This window comes from Streptomyces sp. NPDC102274, assembly GCF_044766385.1.
In the GTDB taxonomy this organism is placed as follows: domain Bacteria; phylum Actinomycetota; class Actinomycetes; order Streptomycetales; family Streptomycetaceae; genus Streptomyces.
Genome location: NZ_JBIWLW010000040.1, coordinates 53,684 through 69,756, shown reverse-complemented (window position 1 = coordinate 69,756; position 16,073 = coordinate 53,684). Strand labels below are relative to the sequence as shown.

Here is a 16,073-nt window from a genome sequence, read left to right as displayed (position 1 = left end):
GACGAGGCACGCGGGCCGAGGGATGCCTCCGTTACCAATCACGGACAATTCCGGGAGCGTTCACGGACAACTCTCCGCCAGCAGCGGCCGGAACCCCGTTGGGAGGTCCGGCCGCACCATCTCCCGTCGGACGGGTCAGCCAGCACCGCGCGACAAGGACGGAGACCGACGGTCGCCCGAACCACCGCCGACCTCAGACGTGTTCACTCTCCCCCGGTACCGCTCAACCCGGCAGCCGATCGGCCTCACCATAAGCTCACGGCACATCCCCGAACCTGCCCTCCGACGAGCTCGCCTATATCTGTCGGGAGTGCGTCAACCGGGGCACCGGGCGGTCGCGCGCATCATCCGCGTGTTGCGGCCATCTTCTCGATCTCGCTGAGCACGAGGTCGGGACGGTCGATCGGAATGTTGTGCGAGCTGCCTTCAGCGGTGACGAGCGTTCGGCCAGGGCCGGCCTTGGCGAACATGGCGGCGGCGTCGCGCCAGAGCTGGGCGTCCTCGGGTGACCCGTCGAACGGAGTTTTCTCCGACACCATGACGGTGACGGGAACGCTGTCGGGCCAGGAGACCTGGTGATAGGCCTGGTGCATCGGGACGTAGCTCTCCGCGGTGGCGATCAGCTGACGGTTCTCCTTCGTGGAAGGATCCGCCTTCGCCGCGTCGACCTGCGGCTTGTTCGCGGCTACGACACGAGCGATCTCACTGTCGGTGTAGAACTCCGGCAGGCTCGCGTCGACGAGTACCGCACCGGAGACCAGCCGCGGGTTCGCGCCGGTGAGATAGGTCGCGACCTCGCCCGCCTGGGAGTGTGACACCAGAACTGCATTCCGGGTGACACCGAGTTCGCGCAGACCGGTCTCCAGATCGCTGGCGGCGCTCTTCACATCCCAGGGGCCCGGCACTTCGTCGCTGTCACCGAGCCCGGCCCGGTCGTACGTGATGATCTCGGATCCAGTGGCTGCCGCGAGCTTCGGAACCAGGTCCTTCCAATAGGAGGAGTCCAGGCCCCCGCCCGCATCCAGGACTATGGCAGGAAGATGACCGGGAGTGACGTGGAACGCCAGACGACGACCCTCGTTGTTGATCATGTGCAGCGTCGAGTCGGCCGACGGTTCCGAAGCCGACGAGGTCGGCGCTGCGGAGGTCGATGAGGTCGGAGCTGCGGAGGCCGATGAGGCGGAATTCGCCGGAGTGGGAGCAGCGCCGCCGCAGGCCGTGAGCGTCCCGGCCGTGACCGCCAGCAGGAGCATCGTGGGCAGCACCCGGTGTGTGCGCCGACGAGTCAGGATGTTCTTCATCAGGAGTGGTCCTCAGGGACAGTTGATGCGGTTTTTCCGGACGAGCACCATCCTTGGCGTAGCCGATCCCTCGAACCATCCGGCTACCACGGTGATCACAGGGGTTGTTGTTGACACCGCACATGGTGGGGGCTGCCCCCCTCCGCCCTCTCGTCATGGTGCCTGTTCAGCCAACCGCGTCGACTTCCTGCGTCTGCCCCATCACCCCTGACGACAGCCACCGGGGAACAGAAACAGGTACTCGCCGTGTCGTTCGACGTCCGGCATCGAACGGCACCTTGTGCGGCGGGCTCAACCGCGGCCGCATCGACGTCGAGCGGCCGCATCGACGTCGAGCGACTCCGTCGGGCGGCGGCGGACCTGCCGCTGCCGAGAGCGGCGGACGGGCGCCTGGTCCTGGCTGCGGAGGTCAGCCCGTGGCTGCGGCCGGACGCGAACACCTCACCGGACGGCTCGTTCTGCCATACCCGCGATCCGGCTGGAACCGGGTGCCGCGGTGCGTCGCAAGGCGGAGGGGCGCCCGCCTACTGGATGTATGCGGGCGTTCCGACAACGCGGCGAGGCGCCGTAGCTGTCGTCGCGCACCCGCCGGGGATCACGGGACAGCCCTTGGTTGCGGTGGATGCGGGATTTCGATTGTTCAGTGCGCCAGGGGAATGTAACGTCGCGATCATGGAACCGCTGACTGGAGCCACCACCGACCAGGCGCCGGCAGACCCGGCCGCCACCGACGACATGCTGGCCACTCAGCCCGTCGGCTACTGGAGCGGCCTGGCTCACGCGTCCGTCACCGGGCATCTGCGCGACGCCATGGCCAAGATCGACGTCACGCAGCCGCAGTACTGGGTGCTCAACCGCGTGAACGGCGGGCCCGCGGCGCCGAGCCGCCAGGAGGTCGTCACCCAGCTGACGCACCTTGGCGGCGGGCAGCAGGAGATCGCCCGGGTCGTCGACCAGTTGCTCCACCGCGGATGGCTCCGGATCGACGCCGGGCAGTGCCTGCACCTCACCGATGCGGGGGAGGCCGCCAGAGCGCGGCTGCGTGAGCTGGTGACCGAGCTGCGCGCCGTGGTCCACAAGGGCATCAGCGACGAGGAGTACGTGGCCGCGCTCAAGGTGCTGCGCAAGATGGTGGCCAATGTCGAGGGCGACGGGGACTCCCGCTAATCCGTTCTCATTTGGCGATCTTGTGGCGGACCCGGCTGGGAACGGGTAGGTCCACCGCGTGATCACCAGGGGTTGTGTGGACTCCTGAAGATCGTGCGGCGGCCGCGGGCCAGGAGGTGTCCATACGCGCCCTCCACCTCCTCCACTCCGCCCTGGCCCACGTCAACACCCCGCTGCTCCAGCGGATCCTTCCGGTCAGCAGCATGAGGACGGTGTTGAAGACCCCGAGAGCGGCGACGACGGTCAGTAGCACGGTGAACACCGACGCGAAGCCGACAACGGTCATGGTGGCGGTGTTGTCCGAGCGCCGCGACGCGGGATGCAGGACCGGTCGACCGTCTTGACCGCTTTGATATAGCTCTGGACGTCGGCGCCGCGAGCGAGTCGGACTGTGTACTCGGCGGCCTCTGTCGCGGGGGCGAGTCGCGCCGGCGTCTGCCAATTGGAGTCCAGCGCCTGGGCGTCGCGTTCCATGAGCTCACCCACGATGGTGACGGGTGCCCGCTTGCCGTTCAGCTGGACGGTGACCCGGTCGCCCACCGACAACCCGCGCTGACACCTTGGTGAGCGCGTGGGCGGTCACCTGGTCCGCGTCGGGCAGGGAGCGCAGTTGTTCTTCGTTCTGCCGATCGCTCAGCTTCGGGGCGGTCCGGCCGTTCGCGGGCGAACCGGCCTGTACGTCGATCCGGGCTGCGCCTCCGCTCTTGCCCGCGTTCCCGTAGGCGACCATGGTGCTGGTCAGGCCGGTCGTCAGGGTCACGGTGGTGACCCCGAGGACGATGGCCGCCATGGTCAGCAGGGAGCGGCCCGGCCTGCTGAACGGCCGGCCCAGTCCCAGGCTCACCGCGCGTGGCAGCCGGGTTCCGCCGAGTCGGCGCTGGATGTGCAGTCCGCGTCCGGTCCGCGGCGCGCTGCCTGCTGTGATCGCCTGGGCCGCGGACAGCCTGTGCGCGCGTACGGCGGGGATCAGGGCGGCCAGGACAACGAGGGCGGGCATGCCCACCAGGCAGAGGACGGACGGCCACCAGCCGATGCCGATGGCGCTGCCGGTTTCGATGCCGGAGAACGCCACCCTCAGGAGGGGGCCCGCCACCGCGTTGCCGATCAGAGTGCCGATGACACAGCCGATGACCGCTGGGACGGAGACCATCGCCAGGTAGATCGCCACCACCTGGTTCGGGGTGAAGCCCAGCGACTTGAGCACGCCGATGTGCCGGTGCCCGGAGACGACCGCCCGGCTGACGACGTTCCCGACGATCAGGACGGAGACCAGGAGGCCGAGAACGGTTTCACGGCCGCCCGCGCGGTCCTCCACACGGCGCTCATGTGGTCGGCTCCAGCGTGTTTTCCCGGGCCACTCGTCCATCGGCGACCTCGACCAGGCGGCTGGCGCAGCGGGTGGCCAGGTGCGGGTCGTGCGTGACGATCAGCAAGGTCTGCCCGATCTGGTTGAGGTCGATCAGCAGGTCCATGACCTGCCCGCCAGAGCGGCTGTCCAGCGCGCCGGTCGGCTCGTCGGCCAGGAGCAGGGCCGGGCGGTTCATCAGTGCCCGGGCCACGGCCACTCGTTGACGCTCGCCTCCGCTCAATGCGGCCGGGTAGGTGTCCCTGCGGTCGGCGATGCCCAGTTCGTCGAGGAGTTCCAGCGCGCGGCGGCGGGCCTGCCGGGCGGACGTGCCGGTCAGCTGGGCGGCCAGCGCGACGTTGTCCAGTGCCGGCAGATCGTCGATCAGGTTGAAGAACTGGAAGATCATGCCGATGTGCCGCCGCCGGAACAGCGCCAGCCCGGTCTCGTTCAGCTTCCCCAGGTCCTGGCCGTGGACCCGCACCGTTCCTGACGTCGGGCGGTCCAGGCCGGCGACCATGTTGAGCAGCGTGGACTTGCCGCACCCGGAGGGACCCATCACCGCGACCGCTTCCCCGGCACGGATCTCCAGGCAGACGCCGTCCAGAGCCTTCGCGTCACCGTACTCCTTGTGGAGGTTGTCCAGCCGGACGACGGCCTGTTGGGAGCTGTCCAGATCAGTAGTCATGGCATGAACCTAGAAGCCGCGGGACAGGTACGACGTCCCTCCCCGGATGTAACCGGCCGCGCAGGTCATCCTGGGGATGTAGGAAATGAAGCCGACTCCGGAGGCGTTCGGTCCGCGAGAACGAGGTCTTCGGGCGGCTTGTGAAATACGTCACAATGCTCTGGGTGGACCCTGGCCGCCGTTCGCGGCCTCGTGTCGGCAACGGCCCGCCCCTGGCGGCCGATCCGCGGGTGCGCCTTCGATGGACCGGGTGGTGCGCCGTTCCGGGCCGTCCCCGCGTAACTTAGGTTGCCCTTCCCTGTTGCCGGGGTCGCCTGGTAATGATGGTGGGGTTCCACCAACACTTCGGAAGTCTCGCCATGAACCAGGACAACGCGACCGGACTCATCCCCTTCACGATCGACCTGACCCTTGAGGAAGCCCGTCGACGGGCCGAGGTCATGGCCGCGCTCGGGCCCGACTGGGATCCGGTGGCCGCTCTCCGTGACGAGGACGAGGCGTACGCGCTGCTGTACTCGGGGCTGGACAGCGAGCAGCGGCGCACCTACGACCTGCTGGTGGCGGCCGGCGTTCTGCCGGGAGAGGATCCGGGCCGTGCGGCTGCCCATTGACCCGCAGGCGGACATCGCCCGCCGCGCCTGGGTGGCCTGCCCCGTCTGCGACGACGCCCGCCATTGCGCGACCTGCGCGGACAGCCGCAACTGCGGAGTGCACTGGCGCTTTCTGATCTCCAACAGCGGGCCGGTCGTCCACCTTCAGTGCCCGCGATGCACACACATGTGGTCGCTGGACACGCGGCCGGGTGCCACCCGCCGCGACGACAGCCCCCCGTGCTGACACGGCGAGCCCGGCCCCGGCCGTGATGCCCGTGCGCGGTACGGGTCAGACGGCTGAGCGTCCGCCGTCGACGGGGATGACGGCGCCGGTGATGTAGTCGGCGGCCGGTGAGGCGAGGAACGCGATGACGTCCCCGATTTCCTCCGCCTCCGCCGCGCGGGACAGAAGCGTGGTCTTCCCCAGGGTCGTGAGTCTTTCCCTGGACGCGCCGCCGGTGTAGGCCGGTCCCGGGGCGACGGTGTTGACTCGCACGCCCCGCGGGCTGTACTCGGCGGCCCAGGAGCGGGTCAGCGCGGCGAGCGCGGCCTTGGTGGCGCTGTAGGCCGCGCTGCCTGCCAGGCCGATCTGCCCGACCATGCTGCCCAGGTTGATTACGGTGCCCCGGCCTCGCTCGGCCATCTTCGGCGCGATGGCGGCCGTGAGGTAGTACGCACTGCGTACGTTGGCGTCGAACAACTCGTCGTACCTGTCGGGGGGCAGGTCGGCGCTGGGGCCGAACCAGGAGAACCCGGCGTTGTTGACGAGGACCTCGACGTCCCCGGCCGCGGCCGCCAGCTGTCCGATGGCCGGGACGTCGGTGAGGTCGGCGGCGAGGAACTCGGCGCTGCCGCCGGCGCTCTCGATCTCCTTGACCACCGCGGCTCCGCGCTCGGCGTCGCGGCCGTGAACCATGACCTTGAATCCGTCCCGGGCGAGCTTCAGCGCCGCGGCCCGGCCGATGCCGGAGGTCGCGCCCGTCACCAGGGCTGTGCGTGTCTCCGGCATGGTCGCGCCTCACTTTGATTGGTCAGACCGGTCTGTCGTATTTCCCTGTCCAGCTAAACGGGCCGGTCAGGTCCCGTCGATTCGGCGTAGTCCATCCGGCCCATGGCCGCTGTTCGATACCTAGTGTCTGGAGAGAGGCAGCCGGACGGCCGGCGGAAGCGGCGTCGCGACGGGGTTCGCCTGGAACGACTGGATCATCAGGGCCGCGAAGCGGCGCGACGCGGCCACCCTCATCTCGGGTGACTCGGCGCGGATGCCTTCGTTCGCCATGAGCGCCAGGCTGATGTCCTCCAGCACGAAATCCCCCCGGAGGGGGCCCGATTCCTTCGCGCGCCGCACCAGTTCGAGCAGCAGACGCAGCGTGCGATCGCGGTCCGCGGCGAAGTCGACCGCGTGGGGGAGCTGCGAGGTGAATGCGCGGGCGAAGCCTCGGTCGAGAGCATGCACCTTCATGAGCTTCTCGATCACCAGGCGGAATCCGCTCCACGGGTCGTCCGCCGCCAGACCCTCCTCCACGATCGCCGAGCAAGAGGCCATCTGCTCGGCAAAGGCCTCGGTCAGCAGCGCTTCCTTGGTCTGGAAATGCCTGTAGACGGTTGCGACACCGACCTCGGCGCGCCGGGCGATCTCCCGGATCGGCACATCGAGGCCCTCGGCGGCGAAGGCCGCGCGAGCGACCACGAGGATGCGCCCGCGGTTGTCGCGGGCGTCCGAGCGGAGCTTCTCTACCACTTGTGTCGTCACCGCTCTCACTTTAGTCAAACGGACGGGGTGCTCCGTTACGGTCGGCGCATGAGAACAGTTCAGTTCACTGAATACGGCCCGCCCGGCGTTGTGCACGTCGCCGAAGTGGAGGCGCCGCACGCCGGAGCGGGCGAGATCCGCATCGCCGTACGGACCTCCGGAGTCTCGTCCGGGGACATACGCATCCGCTCCGGGGCGCTGCGTGACGTGGTGCCCACGACGTTCCCTTATCGGACCGGGTTCGACGCCGCGGGCGTCGTGGACGAGGTCGGCGACGGCGTCACGGGCGTGGACATCGGCGACGAGGTGTTCGGCATGACCAGTAGCGCCGCGCGCGGCGCCAATGCCGACTTCGCGGTGCTGGCCGGCTGGGCGCCCAGACCGGCCGCGTGGAGCTGGGAGGAGGCGGGCGGCGCCGCCGGCAGCGTCGAGACGGCCACCCGGGTCCTCGACCGGCTCGCGGTCGGCGCCGGGCACACCGTGCTCGTGCAGGGCGCGGCCGGTGGGGTGGGCACCGTCGCCGTCCAGCTCGCGGTTGCCCGCGGCGCCACCGTCATCGGTACGGCGAGCGAGCGCAACCACGACTTCCTGCGTTCCCTCGGCGCGGAGCCAACGACGTACGGGACGGGGCTCGTCGAACGGATCCGCGCGCTGGCACCGGCCGGAGTGGACGCGGTGTTCGACTGCGCCGGAGGGGCACTGCCGGACCTCATCGCCATCGCCGAGGACACGGCGCGCGTGGTGACGATAGCCGACGTCACCGCGGCGGCCCACGGCGTACACATGTCGCACGGAGCGCCGGCCGACGACACGGGCACGGCCGTGGGTGCCCTCGCTGACCCGATGGCGTTCCATGGCCTCGCGATCGCGGTCGCGCTCGCCGACGGAGGCCAGCTGCGGGTGCCGGTCGCGGCGGTGTTCCCGCTCGCCGAGGCCGCGGCCGCGCACGAACTGGGCGAAAGCCGCCACGCCCGCGGAAAGATTGTGCTGGTGAGCTGACCGGACGCCCGTGGCCGGTCACGAGAACCGGTCACGACAACCGGTCACGGGCCCGATGCCGCTCAGCGGGCCGGGGTCGTCCACTTCAGGTATCCCCGGAGGGCGCGGGGGACCCGTATGGTCCCCCGCCCCCTCCGGGCTCACGGCCGTAGCAGAGGGCCTCGCGGACCGGGGCGTGGCCGTCATGCTGTCGCGGGTCGGACCTACGCGGCGGTGCCCGCCCCGGGCGGGCGCACCATGAAGACGTCGATCGGGTCCTGGGCTTCCGCGACGAATCCGTGGCGTTCGTAGAGTCGACGGGCAGCACTGCCCTGCAAGACGTTCAAACTCATGGGCAGGCCTTGCGCGTCCGTCCGCTCCAGCACCGTCCGCAGGACAGCGGATCCGAGCCCTCGGCCCTGACAGTGCGGAGCAAGATAGAAGTGCTCCAGCCACTGCCCGCTTTCGGAGGGCCGGACCGTGACGCATCCTACGAGTTCGCGGTCGATCATGATGATCGACGTGTGCTGCGAGGAGAAGGAATCCCGCAGCCGTTGCCGCACCCGGTGCTCGTCGTAACGGCCAAGGCGCTCCAAATCCGCACGCATGACCGTGGCCCGCAGCTCCGCGATCACCTCGATGTCCGTTGCCGTGGCGGAACGCAGCATCCAGCTCGCGCCGTGCGCCGACCTGATCCGTGTGGCCACCGGCACGTCCGATCGCGCCCCACTTCCCGTCAATTCGACGTTCATGACCGGAGTATCTCAGTCCGCTCGCTCGGACCAGGCGGATGGGTATCTCAAGCCGGGCTGCCCGATCCCCGCCGCGACCTCAATCGGACAGGGCCTGGCGCACGGTGCCGTCCACAACCGGGACCCGGTCCAGGCCGCCGGGGGCCTCCATCCCGGGCACCGCGGGCATTCGATCCCGACCACCCACGACGACCAGCGGTATGTCGGTCAGTCGCCCTGACCGATGACGGCGGTGACGCGAATCTCGACGCGCATCTTTGGAGCACCGAGGGCCGGAACACCGATCTCGGTCCAGATGGGCGCGCGGTTGCCCATGCGCGTGCGAAACTGGTCCACCATGACGCGGTTGTGGACCTCTCCGATGAAGTCGGCGGAGTCGGGGATGTGGTAGGAGTTCACGGCGATGACGTCGCGCCACGTGGCGCCGGCCGACGCGAGGGTTCGCTCGACGTTCTCGAACGCCTGAATGATCTCGTCCTCCAGGGCGTCAGGAAAGTTCCAGTCGTCGTCCCATCCTCCTTGACCTGAGGTCTCGACACGGTCGCCGACTCGAACTGCCTGGCTGTAGTGCATATTGGCCAGCTGTGTCTCGCCGTACCCGGGAGTGGCGAAGAACTCCAGCTTACTCATGATGCCCCTTTCGTAACTTCACGCGTGAAGTAAACGTACCACGCTTTCGCTTCACGCGTGAAGTAAAAACCGTTCGATAGGGTGTCGTCATGGCCACGCCCGCGAACCCGAACCCCAGCAAGGACGGCTCCGACGACGCGCTGTGGCTTACCGCGGACGAGAAGGAGGCGTGGACCGGGATGGTCTCGCTGGTCCTGCTGCTGCCGGGCCGGCTGGAGTCGCCGCTGCAGCAGGGCCCCGGCCTGACGCTCTTCGAGTACTTGACCCTCAGCCACATCTCGGAGGCCCCGGAGCGCCGTCTACGGATGAGTGACCTGGCCTACCTCGCCAGCGGCTCCCTCTCGCGCCTGTCCAATGTCGTCAAGCGGTTCGAGCACCGGGGCTGGGTGGAGCGCTCGCCCGACCCCGACGACGGCCGGTACACCGTCGCCGCGCTCACTGACGCCGGCTACGACGTGGTCGCCGCCGCAGCGCCCACCCATGTGCGCTCGGTCCGGCAGTTCGTGCTCGACCCGCTCACGGCCGCCGACCAGCAAGCACTCGCCCGCATCGCCGCCAAGCTGCGGGTGCGGCCGGCCGACCTGTCTTAGGTCGCTTTGTCTTCGGCCTTGTCCCGCCTCAAGCGGTCTGGCCCACGTCTCGGATGATCTGGTTCGCCTCCTGTGCCATCTCACCCATGGCTGTCAGTGCCCTCTTCTAGAGTCGTCCGCGTGACTGAACCCTCCTATCTCGCCGCGGTCCGTGAGTCGTACGACACCGTCGCCGCCGACTATGCGGAACTCGTCAAAACCCCGGCGGAGCTGGATCCGTTGTCCCGGGCGATGCTGGCCGCGTTCGCCGAAGTCGTGCGGGCGGCCGGCCGTGGGCCGGTCGCGGATCTGGGATGCGGGCCCGGCAAGGTCACGGCGCATCTGGCGGAGCTGGGGGTGTCCGCGTTCGGCATTGACCTGTCCCCGAAGATGATCGAGCTGGCCCGGCGGGCGTATCCGAGTGTGAACTTCTCGGTGGGGTCCATGACCGCGCTGGCGATCGGGGACGGTGAGCTCGGCGGCGTCCTCGCCTACTACTCCGCCCACCACACACCGCCGGATTCGCTGCCCGTCGTGTTCGCCGAAATCCATCGCACGCTGGCGCCCGGCGGCCATCTGATGCTGGCCGGCTACGTGGGGGACGACGAGCATGTGCGTCCGACGCGGGCGTACGGCGGCCATCCGGTGTCCTACGAGTCCCACCTGCTGCCGCCGGATCGGATCGCCGGGCTGTTGGACCGGGCCGGACTCGCGGTCACCGCGCGGCTCGTGGAGGAACCTGGCGAGGGGGCGAAGAGGACGGTCGCCACCTTTCTCGCTTCGAAGCCCGAACGGCCGTGAGCACCCGCGGAGCGTGGTGTGGGCGGTGCCCACGGCCGTCGCGAACCTGGTCGCTACGGCAGGCCTCACCAGGTGGCTCGCGTTCCGCGGGGAACGGTTTCGTACGCGGACCTTGTTCGTACGCGGACCTGACAGGGCGGGCGACCGTGGCCCCCTCGATGCCGGTGTAGATGCCGTCTGCCCACGAGAACGCCGATCGAGGGCGTCAGTTCGGCGTGTGCAGTGTCGTTTCGGCGATGAAATCGCTGGACCACACGAGTGAGTTCGTGGCCGCGGGGCTGTCGCAAGCGTACGCGGGCTGCCTGAATCGGGGGTGTGATCAAGAACCTCGTGTGGCGCGGCCTTCCCGCGCTCGCCCTCGCAGCCCTGCCCATCCTGGCCGCCGTTCCTGCCGCCGACGCCGCGGACAGCACCCGCACCGTCCAGAGCGCGCAGCCCCAAGAAACCCTGCGGACAGATTCCCGCTTCTACGCGCCCGCCACCCTCGGCAAGAACCAGGCATGGACCTCCGGCAACGGCCGCGCCATCCTGCGCGTCCAGAGCGACGGCAACGTCGTCCTCTACAAGGACAACCGTGCCGCCTGGCAGGCCCCGAACGTCTACCCCAACGCCGACCGCCTCGTCATGCAGGAAGACGGCAACCTCGTGATCTACAACAAGGCCGGCAAGGCCCTCTGGGCCGCCGGAACCTGGCACAAGGGCCGCTACCTCGCCGTCCAGGACGACGGCAACGTCGTCGTCTACAACAACGCCAACCAGCCCGTCTGGGCCACCAACACCGGCGACTGACCGACATTTCCGTCGAGGGCGGGGCCCGGACCCGTTGTCCGGGCCGCGCCCCCGCGGCCGGACAGGACCTCAACGAGTCCGTCAGCGAAGTACGGGGGTTCTACGCTCGTTTCGTGAGCAGTTCCGCAAGACGGTCCGCGAACTCGGTCAGCCAGTCCAGTCGCGGTCCGCTGCGGGCGATGCGGAAGCCGTGCCGACGCCCCCAGAACGCGGCCTGGACGGCATGGAACTGCGCCCAACGCCGGACGCGTGCGCGATCGAGTTCCGCGACCTCGGCGAAGATGTCCAGGGTGCGGTGGGCGGCCTTGCCCAGGTCGTCCGCTGCGAGGAGTGTCAACGCGCGTGACTTGAGCAGCGTGCCGCCATCGTAAGCGGGGTCTCCCGCGTACCCCTTGGGGTCGACGGCCAGCCATGGCTCACGGTCGGCGCGCAAGATGTTCCTGGCGTGCAGATCGCCATGGATGAGGACGTCCGGCTGGATGTTGCCCAGCTCGCGGACGGTCGCCGCGGCGGCGTCCACGACGTAGTGCGGCACTGTGTGTGCCAGCTCCTCGGCGTCCTTGCGCAACTGTTCCTCCCAGGCGTCGGCCTGGTCCCGCAGTCGGGGCAGCCCAGGCGGCGCGGGGACGGCCAGTCGGCGGCTGATCCGCGCCGCGACCGTCACCACCTCGTCGCTGTCTTCGACTTCCGCGAGGGCCGACATGTGGACCCGTTCGAGCAGCATCGCGAAATTCTCGTCGTCGCGCTCGTGCAGCAGGACGGCTCCCTGCCCGCCCCACGCGGCGAAGGCGTCCGGCTCATGGACGTTGCCGGGATGCGGAAACGACACCTTCAGGACAGCGGTCCCTTCGGTCCGCCGTCGTACGGGGACGATGACCCCGACACCCCCATGCGTAACGCTGCCGTCCGGCACGCACTCCCAGCGTCCCAGCAGCTCATCGACGATCCTGGGCAGTTCGGCGATCCACGCTGCTCCAGGCTTTCCTTCGCGCTCGACGGTGCTCTGTGTGAAGGTATCCGGTACCGCGATCATCCGAGCACGTTACCCTCAGCGACGGCTCCGCGGAACGTGAGCCGGAACCGACCCGTGCACAACCGCCTTCACGATTCGGGTTCTGGCGCTGGTTCCGCGGAGCGTGTCACTGCCTGACTGCCTCACTGCCGCCCGCGGCGCTCGGGCTATGGAGACCGCCGCACGGACGCCGGCGGGCGTCGGCTGCGAGTCGTACCATCCGCCGACGACTCCCTCGACATGGTGCGTCGCCTGGCTCGCTCTCCGGTGGCGTACGGCGCGCGGCGATGGCCCGCACGTGACCAACGCCCGCACGGCGGCGTGGGACCTGCCGTGCGGGCGTGGCGGATCACTTCGTACGGTAGGCGTCGATGATCGTCTGGGAGAAGGCGTTGCCGTTCTGGTCCGTGATGTCGGCCCGGAGGGAGACCGAGCCGCCCGCGGCCGGGTTGTCCACCGTCACCGTGCCCTTGTGCACGGCGAGTCGGCGCCATTTCTTGCCGCCGTCGTAGGAGACGGACATTTTGGGCGACGCGAGGTCGCGGCCGGCGGCCGATCCCTGGACGGTGACCGGCACGGACTGCCGGACGCCGGCGGCGGCCGTGGAGTCGAGGCCGAGTTCCGGGGCGTAGCGGACCACGCTCGTCGGGACGGCGACTGCCTTCGTTGTGTGGGACGAGGTGAACTCGGCCTGCCATGTGACGGTCGAGCTGACCGACGAGACGCCGGACGCGGCCCTGCCCACCGTGGTCACCAGGCGGTACCGCGCCTTGCCGGCGGGCAGTTGGAAGTCGGCGGCGTCCAGGACGTCGTTGACGGTCGCGTACTCCCGGCCGTTGCGGTAGAGCGTGGTGGACGCCGATTCCGCGTCGTACACGCTGCCGCCGCTGTGGCCCGCGCCGTCGGCGAAGGGCCTGATCGTGCCGGTCAGTGTGTCGCCGTCCCGGACCAGCCCCTGGCCCTTGGCGAGCGCCGGACCGAACACCCCGGTGTTGACGGTCTCGGTGTAGTGGTCGCCTCCGCGGTACGTTCTGTCCGGGATCCCGTACTCGGCCTGGACCGCGCCGGAGTCGGCCGCGAGTTGCTGGGTGTACTCGCCCCAGCGGTGGCCTCCCTGGAGGTATACCGTCCTCGTGTTCGGCAGGTCGGAGTAGAAACCGACCGCCCCCACCGGGATGTCCGTTGCGGCGGTCCAGTTCAGTCCCGGAGCCCCGGTGACCGACGCGCCCTGCCGTACGGTCAGCTTGGCCAGGTCCGCCGAGGTCACGTGCTGCGTGTGGCCGGTGTAGAAGGCGTCCTTGAGGGTGTCCGCGAGGTGGTATTCGGTGTCGCCGTTGTACCAGTGCGACAGGAAGTACGAGGTCTGTTCGCCGGGTGGCACCGGGTCACCGATCTGGGCGGTGCGGGTGTTGGCCAGGTCCGTGCCCAGCCCGAATGCGCTGGTTGTCTCCGTTCCGTGCGCCTTCACCGTGTTGATCATGAAGGAGGAGTACCCCTTGGCGTTCGGGTCCGGCAACGACACGTCGATCGGCTTCGCCTGCCGGGCGTCGATCTCGATGGTCGTGTCGTGGTCGACCGTCAGCTTCGGCGCGATGAGATAGTCCAGGCCGAATCCGCTGTCGTCGCCCCTCGTGAAGATCTTGCCCATGACCGCGTAGTCGCCGGCGGGCACGCGCACCGTGCTCGTGCCGTCGTCCCCTCTGATCAGCTGGTAGTTGTCGTTGCCGATGCCGGTCAGCGTGGCGGCCCAGTCGAAGTAGTCGGGGGTCGAGCCGTCTCGGCCGATGGCTTTGAAGGTGAGGTCGTAGGACTCCGCCGCGCGGTCGAGCCCCCCGACGCTGCGGACGCTCTGGCCGCCGCCGGTCGCGGTGACCGTGAGGCTGAGGGCGCCCGAGACGTCACCGCCGATGCGGGTGTCCGCGGTGACGTCGACGGCGGCGGTTCCGCCGGCCGGGACGGTGACCTGCTGGGCGCTGAGGGTGAAGAGCCCCTCGGGGGCGGCGGCTCCCGCCGGGCCGGTGCCCACGGCGGACAGGTCGAGCGTCACCGACTGGTCGCCGTCGTTCCGGTAGGTGATCGTCCTGGTCATCGGCTCGTCGTCGGTGTGCGGCCAGAGGACGCGGCCGAAGTTCAGCGAGACGGGCTCGGCGACGACGGTCTGCTTCGTCGCCCGGGTCAGGTCGACCCGGCCGCTGCCCTGCTCGTACGCGCTGTACGCGCCGGGTTCGGCGGAACCGATGAGCGCGGACTTGATCTGAGGGCCGGTCCAGTCCGGATGCTGCTGGGCGAGCAGGGCCGCCGCGCCCGACACGTGCGGAGTGGCCATGGAGGTGCCGCTCATCGTCACGTATCCGGGGGCGGGATGCGGGAGGCTCGGCTGGGTGCCCGTGGCCGATGCCGCCGTGATGTCCACGCCGGGCGCGGTCACATCGGGCTTGACGCCGCCGTCTTCCAGACGCGGGCCCCGGGAGGAGAAGGACGCGATCGCGTCCTTCTTGTCGACGGCGCCCACGGTCAGCGCGGACTCGGCGACGCCGGGCGAGCCGATGGTGGTGTCCCCAGGGCCGGAGTTGCCCGCGGCGACGACGAACAGCGCCCGGTCCGACAGCGCGTTGACGGCTTCTTCGAGCGGGTCGACGCCCAGCGTGTCCGTGGCGCCGAGGGACATGCTCACGATGTCGGCGCCCTGTTCGACCGCCCACTCCATGCCCGCGATGATCTCGGAGTTGAGGCCGGAACCGGCGGAGTTGAGCACCTTGCCGATGACCAGGTCGGCACCCGGCGCCGCGCCTTTGTAGGCGCCTCCGGACGCCGCGCCGGTCCCCGCCACGGTAGAGGCCACGTGCGTGCCGTGCCCGTGGTGGTCCTGGACGTCCGCCTCGGCCGTGAAGTTGCGCTGGGCGACGACCTTGCCGCTCATATCGGGGTGGCCGGTGTCGATGCCGGTGTCGAGGACGGCGATCTTCACACCCGTCCCGTCGTAGCCCGCCTTCCACATGTCCGGTGCGCCGATCTGCGGCACGCTCACGTCCAGCGAGGCCGTCGCCACGCCGTCGAGCCGGATGGAGGCCACGCCGTGCGCCAGTTCACTCACTCCGGCCGAGGTGTCGGTGAGCGAGGACCATGCCCCGGCCGCCTCCTTCGGCCGCAGGACGAGCGCCTCGCCGTCCACCGCGTCGAGATCCTGGACGGATGTGCTGGTCTTCGCGTGCAGTTGCGTCCGTGCGGCCGGGTTCTTCGCGGCGTACTCGACGATCACCGGTGTCCCGCCGTCCGCCAGGTCGTCGTACTCGGGACGGTTCAACTCGGCCGCGTCGAACAGCGACAGGTCGAGGCGTCCCGCCGAGATCAGCGGTTCGACGTCCGAGGGGATCACATAGGTGTGCCCGCCGGTCTCATTGATCTGGACGGGTATGGAGGCCCGGCCCTTGGCGGGTGCCACCCCGACAACGCTGCCGTCCTCGTCCAGCAGTACCTGATCACCGGTGATCAGGGCGACTTTCTGGACCGCGGTCGCCGCCGCCCCCGACGCTGTCGTTCTCCCGGTGTCCGCAGCGGCCGACGGGGCGTTGGTGAGGCCCCCGGTCATCCCCGCCACAAGCGTCACGGCCGCGGCTACGGCAACCGCGCCAGGTCTGATGCGTGTTCTTCTCAGCACTGTCGCCCCTGTCTGTAGGCTCTGTTGGCTTGAGATA

The 16,073-nt window shown here is 69.4% G+C and carries 17 protein-coding genes; 7 read left to right on the top strand and 10 right to left on the bottom strand.

Going from position 1 to position 16,073, the window contains the following annotated elements; genetic code table 11:
* Positions 1 to 344 precede the first annotated feature (344 nt).
* Entirely contained in the window at positions 345 to 1,301 is a 957-nt protein-coding gene (locus ACIRQP_RS36010; protein WP_403898167.1) for an alpha/beta fold hydrolase, read from the bottom strand.
* A gap of 672 nt (positions 1,302 to 1,973) precedes the next feature.
* Here ACIRQP_RS36010 and ACIRQP_RS36005 point away from each other — a divergent pair.
* Positions 1,974 to 2,468 carry a MarR family winged helix-turn-helix transcriptional regulator gene (locus ACIRQP_RS36005; RefSeq protein WP_403898164.1) on the top strand — a complete coding sequence of 165 codons (495 nt, stop codon included), beginning with the start codon at positions 1,974 to 1,976 and terminating at the stop codon, positions 2,466 to 2,468.
* A gap of 7 nt (positions 2,469 to 2,475) precedes the next feature.
* Here the strand turns inward: ACIRQP_RS36005 and ACIRQP_RS36000 are convergent, their stop codons facing one another.
* From ACIRQP_RS36000 to ACIRQP_RS35990, 3 genes are all read right to left on the bottom strand, one after another.
* Entirely contained in the window at positions 2,476 to 2,754 is a 279-nt protein-coding gene (locus ACIRQP_RS36000; RefSeq protein ID WP_403898161.1) for a hypothetical protein, read from the bottom strand.
* Between the two features lie 192 nt (positions 2,755 to 2,946).
* Positions 2,947 to 3,783 (bottom strand): ABC transporter permease, encoded by an 837-nt coding sequence (locus ACIRQP_RS35995; RefSeq protein WP_403898158.1) that lies wholly within the window; start codon positions 3,781 to 3,783, stop codon positions 2,947 to 2,949.
* 7 nt (positions 3,784 to 3,790) lie between these two features.
* Complete coding sequence (locus ACIRQP_RS35990; protein ID WP_403898155.1) at positions 3,791 to 4,501, bottom strand: ABC transporter ATP-binding protein; 711 nt, start codon at positions 4,499 to 4,501, stop codon at positions 3,791 to 3,793.
* 359 nt (positions 4,502 to 4,860) lie between these two features.
* Here ACIRQP_RS35990 and ACIRQP_RS35985 point away from each other — a divergent pair, with 359 nt between their 5' ends.
* Together ACIRQP_RS35985 and ACIRQP_RS35980 are read left to right on the top strand one after the other, a co-directional pair.
* Positions 4,861 to 5,112: a DUF6400 family protein gene (locus tag ACIRQP_RS35985; RefSeq protein WP_403898152.1), complete on the top strand. Its 252-nt coding sequence runs from the start codon at positions 4,861 to 4,863 to the stop codon at positions 5,110 to 5,112.
* A complete protein-coding gene (locus ACIRQP_RS35980) occupies positions 5,096 to 5,338 on the top strand; it encodes a hypothetical protein (RefSeq protein WP_403898149.1) in 243 nt (80 codons plus the stop codon). The genes ACIRQP_RS35985 and ACIRQP_RS35980 overlap by 17 nt, the downstream gene beginning before the upstream one ends.
* 45 nt (positions 5,339 to 5,383) lie before the next feature.
* Here ACIRQP_RS35980 and ACIRQP_RS35975 read toward each other — a convergent pair whose 3' ends face one another.
* Positions 5,384 to 6,103: an SDR family NAD(P)-dependent oxidoreductase gene (locus tag ACIRQP_RS35975; protein ID WP_403898146.1), complete on the bottom strand. Its 720-nt coding sequence runs from the start codon at positions 6,101 to 6,103 to the stop codon at positions 5,384 to 5,386.
* A gap of 120 nt (positions 6,104 to 6,223) precedes the next feature.
* Complete coding sequence (locus ACIRQP_RS35970; RefSeq protein WP_403898143.1) at positions 6,224 to 6,856, bottom strand: TetR/AcrR family transcriptional regulator; 633 nt, start codon at positions 6,854 to 6,856, stop codon at positions 6,224 to 6,226.
* Between the two features lie 39 nt (positions 6,857 to 6,895).
* Here ACIRQP_RS35970 and ACIRQP_RS35965 point away from each other — a divergent pair, with 39 nt between their 5' ends.
* Entirely contained in the window at positions 6,896 to 7,846 is a 951-nt protein-coding gene (locus tag ACIRQP_RS35965) for an NADP-dependent oxidoreductase (RefSeq protein WP_403898140.1), read from the top strand.
* A gap of 203 nt (positions 7,847 to 8,049) precedes the next feature.
* Here the strand turns inward: ACIRQP_RS35965 and ACIRQP_RS35960 are convergent, their stop codons facing one another.
* Complete coding sequence (locus tag ACIRQP_RS35960; protein ID WP_403898184.1) at positions 8,050 to 8,493, bottom strand: GNAT family N-acetyltransferase; 444 nt, start codon at positions 8,491 to 8,493, stop codon at positions 8,050 to 8,052.
* A gap of 291 nt (positions 8,494 to 8,784) precedes the next feature.
* Entirely contained in the window at positions 8,785 to 9,207 is a 423-nt protein-coding gene (locus ACIRQP_RS35955; RefSeq protein WP_403898137.1) for a Rid family hydrolase, read from the bottom strand.
* 89 nt (positions 9,208 to 9,296) lie between these two features.
* Here ACIRQP_RS35955 and ACIRQP_RS35950 point away from each other — a divergent pair, with 89 nt between their 5' ends.
* The 3 genes from ACIRQP_RS35950 (at position 9,297) to ACIRQP_RS35940 (ending at position 11,366) form a co-directional block, all read left to right on the top strand.
* On the top strand, positions 9,297 to 9,797 hold the full coding sequence (locus ACIRQP_RS35950; protein ID WP_403898135.1) for a MarR family winged helix-turn-helix transcriptional regulator: 501 nt from the start codon (positions 9,297 to 9,299) through the stop codon (positions 9,795 to 9,797).
* Positions 9,798 to 9,917: 120 nt separating this feature from the next.
* Positions 9,918 to 10,577: a class I SAM-dependent methyltransferase gene (locus tag ACIRQP_RS35945; RefSeq protein WP_403898132.1), complete on the top strand. Its 660-nt coding sequence runs from the start codon at positions 9,918 to 9,920 to the stop codon at positions 10,575 to 10,577.
* A 315-nt stretch (positions 10,578 to 10,892) separates the two neighbouring features.
* Entirely contained in the window at positions 10,893 to 11,366 is a 474-nt protein-coding gene (locus ACIRQP_RS35940) for a hypothetical protein (RefSeq protein WP_403898129.1), read from the top strand.
* A gap of 100 nt (positions 11,367 to 11,466) precedes the next feature.
* On the opposite strand, the gene ACIRQP_RS35935 is transcribed toward ACIRQP_RS35940, so the two are convergent.
* Both ACIRQP_RS35935 and ACIRQP_RS35930 read right to left on the bottom strand, forming a co-directional pair.
* Positions 11,467 to 12,399: an aminoglycoside phosphotransferase family protein gene (locus tag ACIRQP_RS35935; protein WP_403898126.1), complete on the bottom strand. Its 933-nt coding sequence runs from the start codon at positions 12,397 to 12,399 to the stop codon at positions 11,467 to 11,469.
* Between the two features lie 328 nt (positions 12,400 to 12,727).
* On the bottom strand, positions 12,728 to 15,967 hold the full coding sequence (locus tag ACIRQP_RS35930; RefSeq protein ID WP_403898124.1) for a S8 family peptidase: 3,240 nt from the start codon (positions 15,965 to 15,967) through the stop codon (positions 12,728 to 12,730).
* Positions 15,968 to 16,073: the final 106 nt, after the last annotated feature.